Below are 18,159 nucleotides of genomic sequence, written 5' to 3'. Positions count from 1 at the left end.
GGACATCGCAAGGCTACGGGACCGCTATTGCCGCTGCCGGAACCGAATCGCGCGCCCACCGCAAGCGGGACGTGGCCGGCGGCCCGCTAACTTCGGACCTGCCGGGTCGATGCGCCTGGCGCGACGACGGCAGGCCCAGGGGGCTGCAGGGAGGATTGCTTGTGCGGATCAGCGTGGATGCCGATAAGTGTCAGGGCCACAACCGCTGCTACTCGCTGGCGCCGGAGTTGTTCGACGTGGACGACTACGGCTACGCCACCGCCGCCGGCGACGGCGAAGTGCCCGCAGGCCTCGAGGACAAGGCTCGGCTGGCCGCTGCGAACTGCCCCGAATACGCCGTCATCATCGAGGAATAGCGCCCCGTACGGGCCGCTTGCGGCCCGACGCAAACCACCGGTGCAACGCAGCCGAGCAGCGGCTTGAGCCCCGCTCGTCGGCTGCCGCGGGGAGGCCGGCGGAACAGAGAACGCTCAGTGCCGCTTCAGTTCCAAATTGTCGCGGACCTCTTCGGGACCGATCACCCGGCAGTTCATCGCTTCGAGGATCTGTTTCGCCCGGGCGGTCAGGCTGGCGTTTGTAGCGAGCTGGCCGCGTTCGAGATACAGGTTGTCCTCGAGGCCTACCCGCGCGTTGCCACCGGCAACGGCCGCAAGCGCAACGTATGGCAGCTGGTCGCGCCCCAGCGCGAACGCTGAGAACGTCCAGTCATCGGGCACGTTGTTGACCATCGCCATGAACGTGTTCAGGTCCGGCGGGGCGCCCCACCGAATGCCCATGCATAGCTGCACCATGACCGGGGCCTCGATGACCCCAGCCTCCACGAGCGCCTTGGCCTCCCACAGCTGACCTGTGTCGAAGGCCTCGATCTCTGGCTGAACCCCCAGCGCTTGGATCTGGCGGGCCATCTCCATGAGCGTGTCGTGGGTGTTGGTTGCCACGTAGTTGCCCTCGCCGAAGTTCATCGTTCCGCAGTCGAGCGTGCAGATCTCCGGCAGCAGCTCGCGCACGTGAGCCAGTCGCTCGGTGGCGCCCGCCATGTCAGTTCGCAGCGGATCGGGAGGCAACGGCTGCTCCACCGAGCCAATCACGAAGTCGCCGCCCATGCCCGCCGTGAGATTCAGTACGACGTCGGTGCTTGATGCACGCACGCGCTCCACCACTTCGCGGTAGCAGTCCACGTCGCGCCCGGCGTCACCAGTGATGGGATCACGCACGTGGATGTGACAGATCGCAGCGCCCGCTTGGGCGGCTTCGATGACGTTCTGGGCTATGTCGGCGGGCTTGTACGGCACCTTGTCGGACTTGTCGACGGTGTCGGCGGCGCCCGTGACGGCGCAGGTGATGAAGACGTCAGGCATGAGCAGCAGCCTTTCTGAAAGCGCGTCGCCGCTTCGTCATTCTGCAGATTGTCGCACAGCGCTCAGATCCCTTCGGCCGCTGCGAGCCCTTCGGGATCGACCTCTTGGCCGGCTGCCAACGCAGCGAAGATCGCCGGCGGCTCCCGCCACGGATCTGCCGGGTTGCCCGCCTTGGCCGCGGCAATCGCGTCCCACACGCGTTGGGGACTCATCGGCATGTCGATGTGTCGCACGCCGAGGTGGGCCACTGCATCGATGACGGCGTTCTGCAGCGCCGGTGTGGAGCCGATTGTGCTGGCCTCGCCGATGCCCTTGGCGCCCAGCGGGTTGAGCGGTGAGGGCGTCACTGTGTTGTGGACTTCGAAGCTCGGAAACTCCGCAGCGGACGGGAACAGGTACGTCATAAGGGTGGCTGTCTGGGGGTTCCCGTCGGTGTCGTAAATGACTTCCTCGTACAGCGTCTGCGCAGCGCCTTGGGCGATGCCGCCGTGCTGCTGGCCTGCAAACAGCAGCGGATTGATGACGGTGCCCGCGTCGTCGACGGCGATGTGGCGTAGGTAGTGGACCTCGCCGGTGTCGGTGTCGACCTCCACGACGGCAATGTGAGCCCCGAAGGGGAAGCTGGCGTGTCCCTGGTCGAAATCGAGCTGCGCGGCGAGTCCCGGGTCGATGGGCTCGCCCCGCTCGGCCGCCGTGGCCTCGGCCGCGGTGGGCTCGCCCAGCAGGCCGTCGGGTGCGCTGTCCACCGCAACGGCGAGCTCTGCCCAGTCCACCGAGCGTGCCGGGACGCCCACAACGCTGAAGGTGCCCTCCTCGGTGTCGAGCACGATGTCGTCGACGCTCGCCTCGAGCAGGTGTGCTGCCAGTAGCTGCGCCCGTTCGACGAGCACATCGGTGGAGTTGGACACGGCCGAACCGCCGACCTGAACCGAACGCGAACCGCCGGTGCCGCCGCCGCGGGGCACCAAGTCGGTGTCGGACTGGACGAACCCGATGCGCTCATGGTCGATCCCGGTGCGCGCAGAGACGATCTGGGCGAACGTCGTCTGGTGACCCTGGCCGTGGGCGCTGGTGCCGACGCGGATCGTGGCCCCGCCGTCGGGCTCGATGCGCACTGCGGCGAACTCGCTGGTCAGCCCGCCGGCAGTGATCTCCACGAAGCTGGCGATGCCGATGCCGAGCTGGCGCACGTCGCCGCGTTCACGACGCCGTGTCTGTTCGGCCCGCAACTCGTCGTAGCCGGCCAGCTCGACGGCACGTCGCAAGGGCAAGGCGTAGTCGCCGCTGTCGTAGGTGACGCCGGTGAGCGTGTCGAACGGGAAGGCGTCGGGCGAGATGAAGTTCCGCAGGCGGATCTCGATGGGATCGATGCCGGTCTCGATCGCGGCCTGATCGACGAGCCGTTCGAGCAGCGCGGCCGCCTCGGGTCGGCCGGCACCCCGGTACGCGCCGGTCGGTGTCGTATTCGTCACGGCCGTCACGACGTCGAAGCGGATGGCCGGAAATGCGTAGGTGCCGTTTGACATCCGCTTGGTGCCCGCTGGCAGCATCGTGCCGATGTTGGGGTAAGCGCCGGTGTCGCCCACCAACCGGACCCGGAGCCCGGTGAACGTGCCGTCGTCCCGCACGCCCAGCTCGGCGTACTGCACCTGAGCACGGCTGTGCGCCAGCGTGGTCATGTCTTCACTGCGTCCCGGCGTCCAGGTGACCGGGCGGCCCAGCCGATCCGCCAGCGCTGCTACCACGGTGTGCTCGTGGTAGAGCCCGGCCTTGGCGCCGAAGCCGCCTCCGACATGGGGGGCGATGACGCGCAGTCGCTGCGGCTCCCATCCGAGCGCGCCGGCAAGCTGCATCTTGGTGAGGTGAGGCATCTGAGTCGCGCAGTACACGGTCATGCGACCGTCATCGCCCGGCATGGCAGCGCACGAGTTCGGCTCCAACGGCACCGCTGCCAGTTTCTGGTTCACGTAGCGGCCCCGGACAACGTGGGATGCCCCGTCGAGCGGATCGATGCCAGGCGGGTCGGTGATCTCGGTGGCGACGTTGTTCGGCCGCTCGTCGAAGAGCGCCGGAGCGCCGGGAGCAAGCGCAGCCTCGGCGTCTGCGGCTGCGGGCAGCGGCTCGTAGTCGACCGCAACGAGCTCGGCTGCATCGGTGGCTTCGGCGAGGGACTCGGCCACGACGACGGCCACCGCTTCGCCCACGAAGCGCACCTTGCCGGTCGCCAGCGGGGGGCGGGCGAATTCGTCGGCAACCTTGACGAAGCCGTGGTGGGGGGCAACGCCCAGCTCAGCCTCGGTAAACACCGCAACGACCCCTGGTGCCCGCTCAGCCTCGCTTGCATCGATGTCCCCGATGTGCGCGTGTGCGACGGGGGAGCGGACGAATACCGCATGGCACATGCCGTTGGCGGTGTGGTCATAGACGTAGCGCCCGCCGACCGTGAGCAGCTCAGGGTCTTCGGTTCGTCGAACTTCGTTGCCCAGGATCGATCCAGCCATGGGCGGCGAGGCTAGCCACGACCTCGCAAGCCCGGCCGGGATCTCTGGCTCGTTACGCTGCCGCGGTGACCAGCGGCGACGTGTACACCCACGGCCACCAGCCCGCTGTCGTGGCCCAGCATGCACGGCGGACCGCGGAGGACTGCGCATCGTTCGCACGCCACGTAGTCCATGCAGACTCGCAGGTTCTGGACGTGGGCTGCGGTCCGGCCTCGATCACCGTCGGTCTCGCCCGCTGGGCAACCAATGGTCACGTCACCGGCATCGAAGTAGGCCCCGAGATTCTGGCCACCGCCGCAACCACGGTCGCCGACGCGGGCATCGGCAATGTAACGCTGGCCGAAGCGTCGGTGTACGAGCTGCCGTATGCCAGCGACAGCTTCGATGTGGCCTACGCACATCAGGTAATGCAGCACCTGTCGAACCCCGTGGCCGCACTGTCGGAGATGGCTCGGGTGGTGCGCCCCGGCGGCTGGGTGGCAGTGCGCGACTCCGACTACTCCACGATGCGGGGCTACCCATCCAGCACCGAGATCACACGCTGGAGGGAGGTGTACCGGCAGGTGTGTCGCCACAACGGCGCCGAGCCCGATGCCGGCCGTCACCTGTACTCATGGTTCCGCGCCGCAGGAATGCCGGGTGTGCAGATGTCGGCATCGGCGTGGCAGTTCTGGACCCCCGAGGCTCGCCAGAACTGGGGCTACTCGTGGGCCGATCGCTGCCTGCACACCAGCTTCGCCCGCCAGGCCGTCGAATACGGCTATGCGACGTCCGACGAGATGGAACAGATCGCCGCCGGCTGGCAAACGTGGGCGGACGATCCCGACGGCTACTTCCACTTCATTCACTGTGAGGTGCTGGCTCAGGTCAGCTGACCGAGTCCTGCGACGCCATCTGCTCACCGAGTCAGGCGTCGTGGGCCGGTCGGCCCTGAACAGGTTCCAGAGAGATACAAGCACCGAGCCCACGAATGAGTCGCCGGCGCCGACAGTGTCGACAACTTCGACGGGCGGTGCCGACACGTCGAGTTGGCCTTCGGCCGTGTACACGGTGACGCCGTGGCGGCCGCGGGTCACGATCACCGTTGAGATTCGACCGGCAAGCAGCTCCACAGCGCAGTCATCAGTCGCACGACCGGGCCAGATCCACGCCAAGTCCTCGTCGGAGGCCCGGTAGAGGTCAGCCACCTCCAGCCACCGTTCGTGAAAGTGATCCCAGCGGCCCCGGTCGCCGATGATGGCGGGCCGCACATTGGGATCGAGCGAGACGAGGCCGTCGTGACGTTCGGCGAGCGAGGCAAGCACTTCAGCGGTACGGCCGCGGAACATGCCCAGCGTGCCTCCGTGCAGGATGTGAGGGCCGGCGCCCAGCGCAGCCAAGTTCGCTGCTTCGAGCGCAGTGTCGGCTGTGTTGTCGCCTTCGAAATGGAATGACGGGGTTGGCGCAAGGCTGATGATCGCCCTCGCCGTCGGTTCGGGCCCGCGCTCGCAGCCACGCAGGTCGACGCCGTTGTTCTGCAGGTGACTCCAGATGCGCTCGCCTGAGGCATCGGTGGACACCCGACCCACGAATGCACTCGTCGCCCCGAGGCGGGCGGCCGCGATCGCTGTGTTCATTGGCCCGCCGCCTGGCACGGAACGGGCGTCATCTCCGTCGAGTACATCGACCAGCGCCTCACCGCAGCACACGATCACTGCGCAGCCTCCATCGCAGCAGTCTCGTTGGCAACAGCAATGAAATGGCGCGGGCTAGCCGCGAGACTGTCCGCCATGTCTGACGCGATTCCCGACAACTATCCCGATCTCGTTGACCGGGCAGCTGACCTGTTCGGCGAGTCGGAGGCGATCCGGGACGGTGACGTGTCGGTGAGTTTCGCGGAAATCAAGCGGTTGTCCGACGAGTGTGCCGCGGCGCTGGTGGCGTCAGGCCTGGAGCCGGGCGACACGGTGGGCATCTGGGCACCGAACGCCTGGGAATGGGTGATCGCGTCTATGGGGACGCTGCGTGCCGGCGGGGTGCTCGTGCCCGTGAACACCCGCTTCAAGGGACGCGAAGCCGCGTTCGTGCTGAGCAAGTCCAAGATCAAGGTGTTGTTCACCGTGGCGGGATTCCTCGGCTACGACTACGTGAAGGATCTCAACGAGGCGGCCGACGGGGGTCACACGGTCCCCTCGTTGACGGACGTTGTCATACTGCGCGGCGAGGCACGGACGGGCACGGTCTCCTATGCGGAATTTGCGTCACGGGCCACACCAGACGCCGCAGACGAGGCGGCATGTCGATGTGCAGCGGCCTCGGGCGAGGACCTCGGATTGGTGATGTTCACCTCCGGAACCACCGGCCTGCCCAAGGGTGTGCTCGTGCACCATGCGCCGGTGCTGCGGAACTTCGCCCAGTACGCCGCCGAGCTCGGCATGCGCCAGGGCGACCGGATGCTGGTCGTGAACCCCTTCTTCCACGCGTTCGGCTTCTCCGCTGGCATCACGCCGTGCATCATGCACGGCGCAACGATCCACCCTCATCCCGTCTTCGACGTCGAATCGGTGCTGCAGCGCGTCCAGGACGAGAAGATCACGATCCTGCCGGGGCCGCCTGCCATCTTTCAGTCGCTCATCAACTTTGCCGGCCTCGACGACTACGACACCTCGAGCCTGCGCTCGTCGCTCACGGGGGCTGCGGCCATCCCGGTGGAGACAGTGGTGGCGATGCGCGAACGGCTCGGATTCGAGACCGTACTCACGGGATACGGCATGACCGAGACGCACGGCCTGGCAGCGATCTGCGCGGCGGACGATCCGCCTGAACTGGTGGCCACCACGAGCGGGCGGGCACTCGGCGGCGTCGAGCTGCGCATCGTCGACGACGAAGGTCGGGATCTGCCCCTCGGGCAGCCGGGCGAGATCCTCGTGCGCGGGTTCAACGTCATGGCGGGCTACCTCGATGATCCGGTCGCCACCGCCGAAGCAATTGACGAAGACGGCTGGCTGCATACCGGCGACATCTGCGTGATGGATGAGCAGGGCTACATCGACGTCACCGACCGCAAGAAGGACATGTTCATCAACGGCGGCTTCAACGTGTATCCCGCCGAGATCGAGAAGGTGATGGCCGAGCACCCGCAGATCGGCCAGGTGGCGGTTGTCGGCGTGCCCGACGAACGCCTCGGCGAGGTCGGAGCGGCGTTCGTGGTGCCGTCGCCCGCCGGCGTTCCGGAAGCGGATGCGCTGCGTGCGTGGTGTCGAGAGCAGATGGCCAACTACCGGGTCCCGCGGCACTTTTGGATCGTGGATGCGCTGCCGATGAATCCGTCCAACAAGGTGCTCAAGAACGAGCTGCGAGAACAGGCCGCCGAGCGCCTTGGCGCCTAGCGCAACGGCGCGGCGACGCCCCGGCAGTCGCTCCTGAGCCGGGGAGCGCCGCCGGGGCATCGTCTTTGCGGGGCCGCCCGGCCCGAATCCTTCTACCGCAGGCGTTGGACGGCGGCGATGAGGCGGGCCAGCTCTGCCACGTCGGGGTCGCCACGGAAGTCCCGGGCAACCATGTCGGCCTCCCTGCGCAGGGTGCGCATCGACGGATCGTCCGCGAACCAGCTCTCGCGGAGGACCTCTGCGAATTCGGCGGCCACCGCAGCCAGGCGGAAGTGCCGGTCGGCGTCCTCGAAGCTGCGATGCGGGTTCTGTTCTCTGATCGTGGCGGACACCTCGGTGATGGCCTCGCTGGCGGGCCGCTCGTAGCGCAACGTGACTTTGGCGAGCGTCTCGTTGCTGCGTCGACTCCTGCTGTCGGGATCGACAAGTGTCAGCTCATAGAGCGCGGTTGCGCTCTGAGAGATGGCGACCTCTCCGGCGTCAACAGCGTTGTTGCGGAAATCCCGATCGGCCACGTCGCGGTTCTCGAAGCCGATCAGCCGGTAGGCGGCCACCGTGTCGGGATTGAAGATGACCTGGACCTTGGCGTCGCGAGCGGCGACTGAGACGAACGACGTCACATCGCCGCCGAGCAGCCGCCAGGCCTCATCCTCATCGTCGATGTAGTGATACGAACCATCGGCACGGTTGGCCAGCTGCTCCATCAGCTCGTCGTTGAACGGGCCGAGGCCGACGCCGATGGTGGAGAGGCCGATGTCGGAGCGCTCGCCGAGCTGTCGCAGGATCCGATCAGTCTCGGTTGCGCCGACGTTGGCGACGCCGTCAGAGAACAGCAGCACCAGCACGTTGCGTCCAGCGGCAGCTTCGCTATCGGCCATGCGGTAACCGGTCGAGAGTCCGGCCGCCACATTCGTGCTGCCGCCGGGCTGCACTTCGGTTTGGATGCGACGGAACAGGTCGTCGTAGTTCCGGCCGAGGGCGGCTGGCCGGGCGACCGTGCGAGCGCTGCTCTCGTAGGCAACCACGCCGACCCTGGTGTCAGGCTCCAGCCCTCCGAGCAGCAGGTCAACGGCGTCGTGGACCAGATCGATTCGTCGAGTCCGGTCAGCCTGTGTGCCGGTTTCTTCATTCATCGAACCCGAGCTGTCGAGAACCAGGATGATGCTGTCGGGACGAATTGCGTCGGACACCACGTGCGGGGCCTGAACGCCCACACGCAGCAGAAGGTCGCCGCTGTCCGCGAACGGCGATGGCGCGGCATCGACGCTGATGGCGAACTCGTCGATCTCAGCCCGGTAGCCGCCGTCGAAGTAGTTGACGAACTCCTCGACCCGGACTGCCTCGAAGGGCGGCAGCTGGCCGCCGTCGAGGAAGTTGCGAGCGATCGTGTACGAAGCGGTGTCCACGTCGAGCGCAAACGTCGAGAACGGGTCGTCGGCGGTGTCGACAAACGGGTTGATGCCGTAGTCGACGAAGTTGTCCGGTTCGGTGCGGCGCCGTTGCGTTGGCTGGAACGGCTCGTGCTCAGATTCCGCAGACTCAGCTGACTCGGTCTCGGTGCGACTGCCGCTCGAAGACAGCCCCGACGAAGATTCGTCGGACATTTCTTCCTCGTCGTCAGCCTCGTCCATCTGTTCATCCGCCCTGCTGGATGAACTTGCCGTCACGGGCGTGGCGCGGTCGGTGGACTCAGTCTCCGTGTCGACCGCAGTTGTGTCGTCTGCGTCGTCGGTTGCCGTGCAGGCCACCGCCAGCAGGCAGAGCGCCGCCAATGCGACAGCAATCCGCCAAGCGGCTTTGCCGGCACTGCGGCGAGTGCGTTTCGGTGTGCGGGTCTTCAACATTTCTGTCCCCCTTGTGTCGGATTCCTTCAGCCGCATTCGCCCTGCAGCACTGCTGCTGGAAGTGCGACTTGGTGGCCCGACGCCGGTGTGGGGGACTGCGTTCCGTCAATTTCAGATGAGCAACGGTCTTGTCACCGGAACGCAATTTGTGACAGCCGGCTGACACACAAGCGCATCAATACACAGCGTTTGACGGCGCGCAGTCGCGCCGAGCGAGTCGCTTGCGTTGTGCCGGAATCTGGCGACTCCGGGGAGAAACTCCGCGCGGTTCAGTCCTGCTTGGACTTGCCCGCGGCCTTCTGGTTTTTCTTCCAGGCGCGCACTTCGACGAGGGCGTCTGGGCCGTCGATGTCGGCTACCGAGCGAGGCTGGCGGTCGGCGAACGGGCCGGCAACGGCCTTCCAGCCCCGGGGAGCGACCCCGAAACGCTTGGCCAGGATGGCCACGAAGATCTTGGCCTTCTCGTCGCCGTAGCCGGGCAGGGCGCGCAGCCGGTCGTACAGCGCCTTGCCGCTGCGCACGTCGGCCCAGATGGCACCGGCGTCGCCGTCGTAGTGCTCGGCAATGTGGCGGGTCAGCTCACCGCAGCGGCGGGCCATCGATCCGGGGAAGCGGTGCAGCGCTGGCTTCTCCTTGAAGACAGCCTCCAGCTCGTCGGGGTCCATCGCTGCGATGGCTGTGACCGAGAACTGATCGCCAAGCCGCTCTGCCAGCCGAGCCGGGCCCTTGAAGGCCCATTCCATGGGGATCTGCTGGTCCAGCATCATCGCCAGCAGCAGCGCAAACGGGTCCTCCAGCAGCAGCTGGTCGGCCTCGGCATCTCCCGTTACCGCCAGCGTTCCTCTGTCTTCGCCCTCGCTGCTTCCCATGGGCCGAAAGCTACTGCTGCCAGTGAGGTTGAAGGCGGAGCCGGGCGCGCTGCGGGCGTACCCTGCGGCAGAGCCTGGCGGCCGGTCCGGTGGGGATCAGCCTTGGCGACACAGCGGTTTGGCGACGGCATGGCGATGGAACTCAGTGACTTGGCTGCCGGGATGCGACTCGCTGGCGTGGTGGCGGGAACAGATGTCACCGTCGTTGCCGTCGACATTCACGGTCCGGGATCGGCGACGCTCACGTATCGCACGGCGGAGAACCGTCTCGGCGAACGGCTCATCACAGAGACCGATCTCGCCGAGATTCGCCCGGCTTCGCAGAGCACTTGGTCCTTCGACGCTGACGGTGCCATGTTCAAGCTGGCGTCTGAAGCCCGGCGAATGCAGATGGCCCACCTCGCCGACCCATTCGCCGCGGTCGATACGTCGAACATTGAGCCCTACCCGCACCAGATCGAAGCCGTCTACAACCGCCTGCTCACTCAGAAGCCGCTTCGATTTCTCCTCGCTGACGACCCGGGCGCGGGCAAGACGATCATGTCCGGTCTGCTCATTCGTGAGCTGATGCTGCGTGGCGACGTCACTCGGTGCCTCATCGTGGCGCCGGGCAGCCTCGTCGAGCAGTGGCAGGACGAGCTGTGGGACAAGTTCGGCTTGAGCTTCGAATTGATGTCACGTGAGACCGTCGAGGCGTCACGCACCGGCAATCCCTTCGTCGAACGGAACCTGCTCATCGCCCGCATCGACCAAATCGCCCGCTCGGAAGATCTGGTTGCGCGTCTGGGCGCTTCGGAGTGGGATCTCGTAGTCGTCGATGAGGCGCACAAGATGTCCGCGCACCGCTATGGCGACGAGCTGCGCCGCACAAAGCGCTTCATCGTCGGCGAGGTGTTGCGCGACTGTGCCCGCCACTTCCTCCTGCTGACGGCAACTCCCCATAACGGCAAGAACGAGGACTTCTTGGCCTTCATGACGCTCATCGACCCCGAGCGGTTCGAGGGACGGCTGCGCGCCACCAACGGCAGCGGGGGAGCCGCTGAGGTTCCCGATGTCAGCGACGTCATGCGCCGTCTGGTCAAGGAGAACTTGCGAACGTTCGAGGGCAAGCCGCTGTTCACCAAGCGCCACGCCCACAGCCTGCAATTCGACCTGTCAGAGCCCGAGGCCGAGCTCTACGAAGCGGTCACCACATACGTCCGCGAAGAGATGAACCGCGCCGCCCGGATGGGAGAGGAAGGTGACCGGCAGCGTGGCGTGATCGTCGGGTTCGCACTTGCGGGGCTGCAACGACGGCTGGCGTCATCCCCGGCAGCGATCTACGAGTCCCTGCGCCGGCGCCGCGATCGTCTGGCCGGACAGGCCGCCGAGATGCGTCGCTTGGCCGCCACTGGCGAGCCGATTCCGGTGCTCGAACTGCCGCGGGGAGTGCGGGTCGCCGACTTGGAGGACTTTGACTTCGACGACTTCGACGAAGCCGAGCTCGAAGAGCTGGAGAGCGTCACTGTGGACGCCGCCTCGGCTGCGGCCACCGCTGACGAGCTCGAGGCGGAGGTTGTCGTCCTGAAGGGCCTCGTGGAGATGGCTGATCGGGTCCGAAACAGCGGCGTGGATGCGAAGTGGACTCGACTGCGGGATCTGCTGCGCTCCGAGCATTTCAATGCAGCCTCTGGCGCAAGCGACGACCGCCGCAAGCTGATCGTGTTCTCCGAGCACCGCGACACTCTCGACTATGTCGCCGGGCGGATCGCCGCCGAATTGGGCCGTCCCGAAGCGGTGGTCACGATCCACGGCGGCATCAGACGGCAGGACCGCCGAACCACTCAGGATCGCTTCCGAGTCGATCCGACCGTGTCGGTGCTGGTAGCCACCGATGCCGCCGGCGAAGGCGTCAATCTGCAAGTCGCCAACATGATGGTCAACTACGACCTGCCGTGGAACCCGAACCGCATCGAGCAGCGGTTCGGCCGCATCCACAGGATCGGTCAGCGTCGGCCTTGCCATCTTTGGAACTTGGTCGCGCACCGGACCCGGGAAGGCCAGGTGTTCGAGCGGCTGTTCGCCAAGATTGAGCAACAGCGTCAGGTGTATGGCGACCAGGTGTACGACGTGCTGGGCGATGCCCAGATCAACGTCTCGCTGCGGGAACTGCTGATCGATGCCATCCGAGCCGACACCGACCCCGCGCATGCCGCTTGGATGGACAAGGTCATCGACAGTGGCATCGGTGAGCAGCTCCGCGAAGTGCTCGAGGAACGGGCGCTCGTGGCGGGACTGGCCGACCCGTCCGCCAACGACGAAATCCGCCGCCAGATGGAAGAATCCCGTGCTCGGCGGCTTCAGCCGTGGTTCGTGCACGACTTCTTCACCGAGGCGCTACGGCTGTATGGAGGTCGCATCGCCGGCCGCGAAGACAGTCGATACGAGGTCACCCGCGTCCCTGCCGCGGTACGGTCGAGTGCCGACCCGACGCTCGGACCGGTGCATGACCGATACGCACGGGTGACGTTCGACAAGAACCATGTGCTGCCGGATGCCGAGATCGCTGGCAAGTTGTCTGGGGCCGCCGGTGATCGTGCGGAGCTGATCTCTCCCGGCAGCGCGCTGTTGAGTGTGGTGGCGTCCAAAGTGCTCACCGACTGGGGCGAGTCGCTGCAGCGTGGAACGGTCCTGGTTGATCCAGCGGATCCGTCGACCGAACCTCGGCTGCTCGTGTACTTGGATCATGTTGTTACCGACGGTCGCATCGTGAACGGTGCCCGCCAGGTCGTGTCACGTCGGTTCCAATACGTGGAGGTGGACGAACTTGGAAACGCCCGTGACCCTGGAGCGGAGCCGTACTTGGTCTATGCACCGCCGGCCGGCGACCAGGAGAGCTTGCTGGCCGACCGGCTGGAAACGTCGTGGGCAGGGCCGGCCGCCGAATCGGTCGCCCGCGATTGGGCAATCGAACATCTCGCTGGCCCGCACCTCGAATCGGTAGCGGCCATAGTGCGCGGCCGGGTGGCGCGCGTAAGCGAAGCGGTGCGCCAGCGTCTCGAATCCGAGATCCGTTACTGGGATCGGAGAGCAAACGAGATCAAGGCGCAGGAAATCGCCGGCGGCAAGCCCAGGCTGAACTCAGGTCGTGCCCGGGCGCGTGCCGACGAGCTGGAGACTCGCATGGCCCGCCGCCGTGCCGAGCTCGACACCGAGGCCGACTTGCACAGCAGCCCGCCGACCGTGGTCGCGGCGGCAGTGATCGTGCCCCAAGGATTGGTCGACGCACTGTCCGGTTCGCCACCCGACGTCGAAGCGGTCGCCGACAAGATGGAAACCGACCGGCGAGCAGTCGCCGCGGTCCTGGCAGCCGAACGCGAGTTGGGACGTATCCCGCAGGAACAAGCGCACAACAACCCAGGGTTCGACGTGATGTCAGTTGACCCCGCGACGGGCGACCACTACTTCATAGAGGTCAAGGGCCATTTGCCTCGGACTGAAGAGATTCACGTCAGCGCTCGTCAGGTGCGCCGGGCCCAGAACGACCCCGAACGCTGGCGGCTCGCCGTGGTATCAGTGCCCGACGACCCCGCCGCTGAGCCACGTGTCGCGTACTTGGTCACGCCATTTGCCGGCGTGATCATGCACCCAGCCCAAACAAGCGTCCCGCTGAAGGTCGCCACCCTCCTCGCCGACGCCAGCCCACCCTGCTGAAGCCGCCGGTGCCGCAGCCATGGCGCGAGGTGCTACGACGTTTTCCCGTCGCTGCTGCCACCCTGCGACGACGGCTCTCCTCCGGGCGCAGGACCCTTCGGCAGCTTTGAGACATCGGCAGCACCCTTGGGCGCGTACCCGCCTTGGCGCTCTACGTGTTCGTGACGCGGCTTATCTCGGGCCCTGTCGCTCATCGTGAAGTCCACTTCTTCCATCAGCTGTCGTTGGAGTCCGAAGTCGACTCCGTGTTGACGAACTCAAGATACTCCACCTCTTCCCACTTGATGAGAAGGCCTCCGCCGGTGAAGTCGGGCCTCGCGGTGTCACCGATCGCTGCACTGTCCAGCCTGTCTTGGGAGCGAAAGATGATTGCACCGGACTGCTGGTCGAGGTGCAGTGCGCGGCCCACGTAGAGGTCGAGTGCATCTGCTTCGCCGGCGGCGTAGGAAGCTGGTGACCCAGTGTTGTCAAAGAGCCCTCCGATCCAAGCGCCGGACTTCAACCGGCAGCGCACGAAGCCAGATCGTTGTCGTTCGAACAAGTGATCCCAAGCGCGTGGAGCGCGTCGCGAGCCGAGCAGCAGTATCGCCCACCGCTTGTCTCTTGCCACAGCCCGACCGACAGTCCAACCGGCTGCGAGCGGCACGAGAAGGTACGCGATTGGCACGAGCGCCAGGGCGCGCGGAATCGTTTCACCAGAGGTGAATGGCTCCCAGTAGTTCGCGAAGACCCAGTACGCGGGCCAACTGCCGGCGGTCCATAGCGCGGCAGAGAGTCCACCGAGACGCAGCAGCCAGTCGCGCAGGCGGTTGCCGTAGCTCAATGTGTGCCTGCGGTACCCCCATGCCGCGCACGCGCCTGGCAGTAGCACCAATCCGAGCACGAGCACGCTCAGGAGCAACGAGGTCATCGAAGCGGTCTTCCCAGCGTGTTGCAGCCGGATGTCGCCCATGCTTGGCCAGCGGTGGTCCCACCCGTGGGATCGGGAAGGAAGCGATCGGTCATTGCCATGCGACCGTAGCGAGGCGTCTGGCGCACGTCACCGGCATTTTGTGTGCGGCCGGGGAGCGCGCCGATTTCGCCGCTACGAGCTCAAGGTCCTTGCGGGCGTGGCAATGCGCGACCGCGCAATGTTTGGCAATGGGAGCGCAGCGATGGGCTGGCGGCACGGTGGATGGCCGTGTCAGCGCCGCCCACGTAGGAATGGGATGTCACGGAACCAGGCGAGGCGCAGGCCGGCAATGGGTTGCTCTCTACCGCCGCGAGGCGTCCCTAGGCTCCCGCAGGTGCCGCCCGAATCGCTGAAATCCGTACTCGTGAGCCTGGTCAACCGGGGTGACGACGCTGCCACGACCTGCGCCTAAGCCCGAACCGCCTTGGCGGCCTCGCCGTAGCGTGCCCTCGCCGCCGGGGCGGTGACACCAAGGATCTCCGCGATGCGGTCCCATCGCATGCCTTCGCGTCGAGCCCAGCAGACCGCATCCTCGATTTGCTGCCTGCTCACCTCTGTCGGTTCTGCAATGGTGGTTTCGGCTTGAACGGCAAGCGAGAGATACAGCTCGTGAGCAGGCTCGTCGGCGGAGTTCAACCAGTCGAACTGCTCGAACCTGTCGGCGACTTCATCCCAATACTCGTCAGATTCGTCGATTGATGCCTGATCAGCGGGTTGATCCACGGTGTTGCCTCATGTACTTCGCACGGACACGCATCGCATGGATGATGAGGTCGGTGTCCGTGACTGAATCGTACGCCTCGCCCACGTCAAGCAGATCGCCGTCCCGACGGGGTCCGACGAGCGTCATGCGGCAGTCGTCCTGTGGAATTGTCCAAGTGATGTTTCGATAGGCATGCAGATGTCCTCTGCCGGGATGCCGTGTCGGTGCGCTGATCGCAAAATGCGCCAGCGTCGAGGCTCGGCATCCACGAGCAGGCACCGTAGGCAGGTACCTGGAACGGGCCAAGTGAGTTTCGCGGTCGCAGGAAGGCCTGCTGATGTGGCTGGGCTAGCTTGTGGCGTCGTATGTCTGTTGGAACGGGTGCCGGGGACCGGATCGAGCGCTTCCTGAGTGCGCATCCAGAGGGGAGGCTTCTCGTCTGCGTGGGCTCGGCGAGTGTGCCGGGACTCGTGTGGCTGGCCGAGCGCACCCGGCAACGGCCAGTGACGCTGCTGATCGGTGACTTGCAGGGCCGCAACTTTCAGCACGCGACCGATGTCGATCGCCGCACCGCGGTGGACTTCGTGGAACGCAGCGATGTTGAAGTGCGGAACTGGTACCGGACGGCCCGCAACGCAGCCGGTCGGTCTGAAGCGCACCTCAAGATCTGGGCTGCTTGTGATGACCACGGGAATCCCCAGGCGTTTCTCCTGGGTTCGGCCAACCTCACTGCTGCAGGTCTCTCCGAGAATGCCGAGCTGATGGCCGTCGCCGACGCCTCGGAGCACGACTACCTGCGCAGCACAGTCGCGGAGCTCCTGGAAAAGGCGTGGTCAGCGGAGGAGCAGCTGGTCGAGCGGATTGCTGGGGCCGACGCAGTGGCAGAGCCCGAACGGCCGCACAAGCGCACGCCGAAGAGCGGCCAGCACCGCAGCTCGGAGCCGGCCGGGGCCAGCAAGTCCGGCTGCGCCAACAAGACACTCGCCATGGCGGTAGTCGTGCTCGGACTCGCGGCGGCCACATTTGGGTTCCTGCCCCAGCTGCGTGGCCTACAACGAGATCGGTGCCGTGCTACCGGAGGGCCACAGCCCGGTCCAAGCCATCGACGCGGACCGCCAGCTCGATCTTGACTCCGACACTCGCAGCGCCCTCGAGACGCCTGCGACACTGTCCGTCGAGCAGCTGGGTACCGGCGGGTACGTGATCGACAGTCTCGCCTGCGCGGCGTGGGCGATCCAGCAGCCCGAATCGCTGGAGTCCGTGCTCGTGAGCCTGGTTAACCGGGACGACGATGTCGACACCACGTGCGCCATCGCGGGCGGCCTGCTCGGCATGATGCACGGCGTCGACGCCATACCCAACCGCTGGCGAGAGAGGCTCGAATACGCCGGCAGAATGACCGCAGCGGCCACGGAGCTCGCTCGTCTGCGGTGGTCGACGTGACGACGCAAGAGGGACGCCGGTGACGACCGATGCCGGTCGCGCGGGCAGGGCTGACCTGTTATTGGTTCACACAGGAATTCGGAATCCGGGCCAACACCAAGTTACATCCCTGTAAGCTATTGAGCCTCGGTCGGGTCGCCTAAGGGTGCCTGGGCCGAGGGGGTGTCGGTTTTTTGGGGGTTAGTGCCACTCATGCGCTTCGGCCGTCGCATTTCTGGCGGTAGCTGGGGTGCATTGCGCCGACCCCCATTCGTGTAGCAGCCCCTTGTCACCATGGAGGACGCATGATCAAGGAACTCACCACGCGGCACCTCCTCGTGCGTAGCGGTGGACGTTGCGCGCTGTGCTACGGCGAGTTGCTCGTTTCTGGGTTCACCCAAAAGGCGTTATACCGCGGCGAACGTGCACACATCGTGGGACGGTCGATTCACGACCGTTCGCCACGCGGTGATGATGACCTGCCCCTTGAGAGCCGGGACGATCCTGACAATCTCCTCCTGCTCTGCTCGTCCTGCCACTCCGAGATCGATGCACCTCAGAACCTCAATGCCTTTACCGTCGAGCGGCTCCGTGAACTCAAGGAGCGGCACGAAAGCCGAATCGCGCAGATTCTCGGGGTACCTCCGGGCTACGACACAGCCGTGCTCCGGATGCACGGAATGATTGGGGACAGCAATGTCGCTCTGGATCGATCCGCTGCCGCCGCTGCCGTCCTGGCTCAAGGGCGGAGTGCTCGATTTCCTCTGAGCCATGATTCCGCCGGAATCGAAATCGATCTACGACGCGCATTGTCGCCCAACATCGGCGACCGGGAGTACTACGACACTTGTCGTCAGACCATCGACCTAATCCTGAACCGTCAGGTGGCACCAGCCGTCGAGGACGGAGCTCTTGGGCACGTCAGTGTGTTCGCCTTGGCTCGCTGGCCGCTGCTGGTATATCTCGGGGCGCGACTCGGGGACAAACTCGATGTCGACATTTACCAACGGCACCGAGCGTCGGAATCGTGGGCGTGGCCGGCTGATTCGCGGGAGCACCGGTTCTCCTTCGAAGTCGTTCGGAAAGGTGAACCTCTTGACGACGCCGTTCTTGTGCTGTCTATGTCGGCGGCTGTTCACGTGCAGGAGGTGCCACGGTCTCTTGAGAGCTGCCGGCTCTATCGGGTCATACCCGCAGGTGACTGCACGCCACATGCCGACATCGTGGATTCGATCGCAACCCTCAAGTCCGCCGAGAGTGCGCTTCGCGACGTATTTGCTGACATCGAGCAGCACCACAAGACCACCAGCCGCCTTCACGTTCTAGGCGCAGCACCTCTGTCGGTGTGCCTCACTCTCGGACGCATCGCAAACCGAGAGATCCACCCTCAACTTGTCCTTCACGACCGCGTGAATGGGCAGTACCAACCAGCAATGGAGATCAATTGAC

The 18,159-nt window shown here is 65.8% G+C and carries 13 protein-coding genes and 1 pseudogene; 7 read left to right on the top strand and 7 right to left on the bottom strand.

Features of this window, described 5'->3' with window-relative positions:
- Positions 1-161: 161 nt before the first annotated feature.
- Positions 162-356 (top strand): ferredoxin, encoded by a 195-nt coding sequence (locus ACOOHB_RS07000; RefSeq protein WP_419553603.1) that lies wholly within the window; start codon positions 162-164, stop codon positions 354-356.
- Positions 357-470: 114 nt separating this feature from the next.
- On the opposite strand, the gene ACOOHB_RS06995 is transcribed toward ACOOHB_RS07000, so the two are convergent.
- Positions 471-1,358 carry a 3-keto-5-aminohexanoate cleavage protein gene (locus ACOOHB_RS06995; protein WP_420444079.1) on the bottom strand — a complete coding sequence of 296 codons (888 nt, stop codon included), beginning with the start codon at positions 1,356-1,358 and terminating at the stop codon, positions 471-473.
- A 62-nt stretch (positions 1,359-1,420) separates the two neighbouring features.
- Entirely contained in the window at positions 1,421-3,859 is a 2,439-nt protein-coding gene (locus ACOOHB_RS06990; protein ID WP_420444078.1) for a xanthine dehydrogenase family protein molybdopterin-binding subunit, read from the bottom strand.
- Positions 3,860-3,924: 65 nt separating this feature from the next.
- On the opposite strand from ACOOHB_RS06990, the gene ACOOHB_RS06985 reads away from it, so the two are divergent.
- A complete protein-coding gene (locus ACOOHB_RS06985; protein ID WP_420444077.1) occupies positions 3,925-4,734 on the top strand; it encodes a class I SAM-dependent methyltransferase in 810 nt (269 codons plus the stop codon).
- A 129-nt stretch (positions 4,735-4,863) separates the two neighbouring features.
- On the opposite strand, the pseudogene ACOOHB_RS06980 reads toward ACOOHB_RS06985, so the two are convergent.
- Positions 4,864-5,475 (bottom strand): annotated as a pseudogene (locus ACOOHB_RS06980) (PfkB family carbohydrate kinase); the annotation flags it as partial.
- A gap of 153 nt (positions 5,476-5,628) precedes the next feature.
- Here ACOOHB_RS06980 and ACOOHB_RS06975 point away from each other — a divergent pair.
- A complete protein-coding gene (locus ACOOHB_RS06975) occupies positions 5,629-7,227 on the top strand; it encodes an AMP-binding protein (protein ID WP_420444076.1) in 1,599 nt (532 codons plus the stop codon).
- Between the two features lie 92 nt (positions 7,228-7,319).
- On the opposite strand, the gene ACOOHB_RS06970 is transcribed toward ACOOHB_RS06975, so the two are convergent.
- Both ACOOHB_RS06970 and ACOOHB_RS06965 read right to left on the bottom strand, forming a co-directional pair.
- Positions 7,320-9,071: a YfbK domain-containing protein gene (locus ACOOHB_RS06970; RefSeq protein ID WP_420444075.1), complete on the bottom strand. Its 1,752-nt coding sequence runs from the start codon at positions 9,069-9,071 to the stop codon at positions 7,320-7,322.
- A gap of 269 nt (positions 9,072-9,340) precedes the next feature.
- Positions 9,341-9,940, bottom strand: coding sequence for an HhH-GPD-type base excision DNA repair protein (locus ACOOHB_RS06965; protein ID WP_420444074.1), 600 nt, complete (start codon positions 9,938-9,940; stop codon positions 9,341-9,343).
- 102 nt (positions 9,941-10,042) lie between these two features.
- On the opposite strand from ACOOHB_RS06965, the gene ACOOHB_RS06960 reads away from it, so the two are divergent.
- Positions 10,043-13,633, top strand: a complete 3,591-nt coding sequence (locus ACOOHB_RS06960; RefSeq protein WP_420444073.1) for a helicase-related protein — start codon at positions 10,043-10,045, stop codon at positions 13,631-13,633.
- A gap of 214 nt (positions 13,634-13,847) precedes the next feature.
- On the opposite strand, the gene ACOOHB_RS06955 is transcribed toward ACOOHB_RS06960, so the two are convergent.
- Both ACOOHB_RS06955 and ACOOHB_RS06950 read right to left on the bottom strand, forming a co-directional pair.
- Positions 13,848-14,543: a DUF6338 family protein gene (locus tag ACOOHB_RS06955; protein ID WP_420444072.1), complete on the bottom strand. Its 696-nt coding sequence runs from the start codon at positions 14,541-14,543 to the stop codon at positions 13,848-13,850.
- Positions 14,544-14,993: 450 nt separating this feature from the next.
- Entirely contained in the window at positions 14,994-15,308 is a 315-nt protein-coding gene (locus ACOOHB_RS06950; RefSeq protein WP_420444071.1) for a hypothetical protein, read from the bottom strand.
- 345 nt (positions 15,309-15,653) lie between these two features.
- Here ACOOHB_RS06950 and ACOOHB_RS06945 point away from each other — a divergent pair, with 345 nt between their 5' ends.
- The 3 genes from ACOOHB_RS06945 (at position 15,654) to ACOOHB_RS06935 (ending at position 18,158) form a co-directional block, all read left to right on the top strand.
- Positions 15,654-16,418 carry a hypothetical protein gene (locus ACOOHB_RS06945; protein ID WP_420444070.1) on the top strand — a complete coding sequence of 255 codons (765 nt, stop codon included), beginning with the start codon at positions 15,654-15,656 and terminating at the stop codon, positions 16,416-16,418.
- Complete coding sequence (locus tag ACOOHB_RS06940; protein WP_420444069.1) at positions 16,333-16,731, top strand: ADP-ribosylglycohydrolase family protein; 399 nt, start codon at positions 16,333-16,335, stop codon at positions 16,729-16,731. The genes ACOOHB_RS06945 and ACOOHB_RS06940 overlap by 86 nt, the downstream gene beginning before the upstream one ends.
- 284 nt (positions 16,732-17,015) lie before the next feature.
- A complete protein-coding gene (locus tag ACOOHB_RS06935) occupies positions 17,016-18,158 on the top strand; it encodes an SAVED domain-containing protein (RefSeq protein WP_420444068.1) in 1,143 nt (380 codons plus the stop codon).
- Position 18,159 lies beyond the last annotated feature (1 nt).

This window comes from Candidatus Poriferisodalis sp., from assembly GCF_965215815.1.
Lineage (GTDB): Bacteria > Actinomycetota > Acidimicrobiia > Acidimicrobiales > Poriferisodalaceae > Poriferisodalis.
This window is presented reverse-complemented; position numbering and strand designations above follow the sequence as displayed.

What these genes read in the sequence shown, in the direction of transcription:
- ACOOHB_RS06995 (WP_420444079.1), bottom strand. Translation starts at nt 1,358, where the DNA reads ATGCCTGACGTCTTCATCACCTGCGCCGTCACGGGCGCCGCCGACACC.
- ACOOHB_RS06990 (WP_420444078.1), bottom strand. Translation starts at nt 3,859, where the DNA reads ATGGCTGGATCGATCCTGGGCAACGAAGTTCGACGAACCGAAGACCCT.
- ACOOHB_RS06975 (WP_420444076.1), top strand. Translation starts at nt 5,629, where the DNA reads ATGTCTGACGCGATTCCCGACAACTATCCCGATCTCGTTGACCGGGCA.
- ACOOHB_RS06970 (WP_420444075.1), bottom strand. Translation starts at nt 9,071, where the DNA reads ATGTTGAAGACCCGCACACCGAAACGCACTCGCCGCAGTGCCGGCAAA.
- ACOOHB_RS06965 (WP_420444074.1), bottom strand. Translation starts at nt 9,940, where the DNA reads ATGGGAAGCAGCGAGGGCGAAGACAGAGGAACGCTGGCGGTAACGGGA.
- ACOOHB_RS06955 (WP_420444072.1), bottom strand. Translation starts at nt 14,543, where the DNA reads ATGACCTCGTTGCTCCTGAGCGTGCTCGTGCTCGGATTGGTGCTACTG.
- ACOOHB_RS06945 (WP_420444070.1), top strand. Translation starts at nt 15,654, where the DNA reads ATGTCTGTTGGAACGGGTGCCGGGGACCGGATCGAGCGCTTCCTGAGT.
- ACOOHB_RS06935 (WP_420444068.1), top strand. Translation starts at nt 17,016, where the DNA reads ATGATCAAGGAACTCACCACGCGGCACCTCCTCGTGCGTAGCGGTGGA.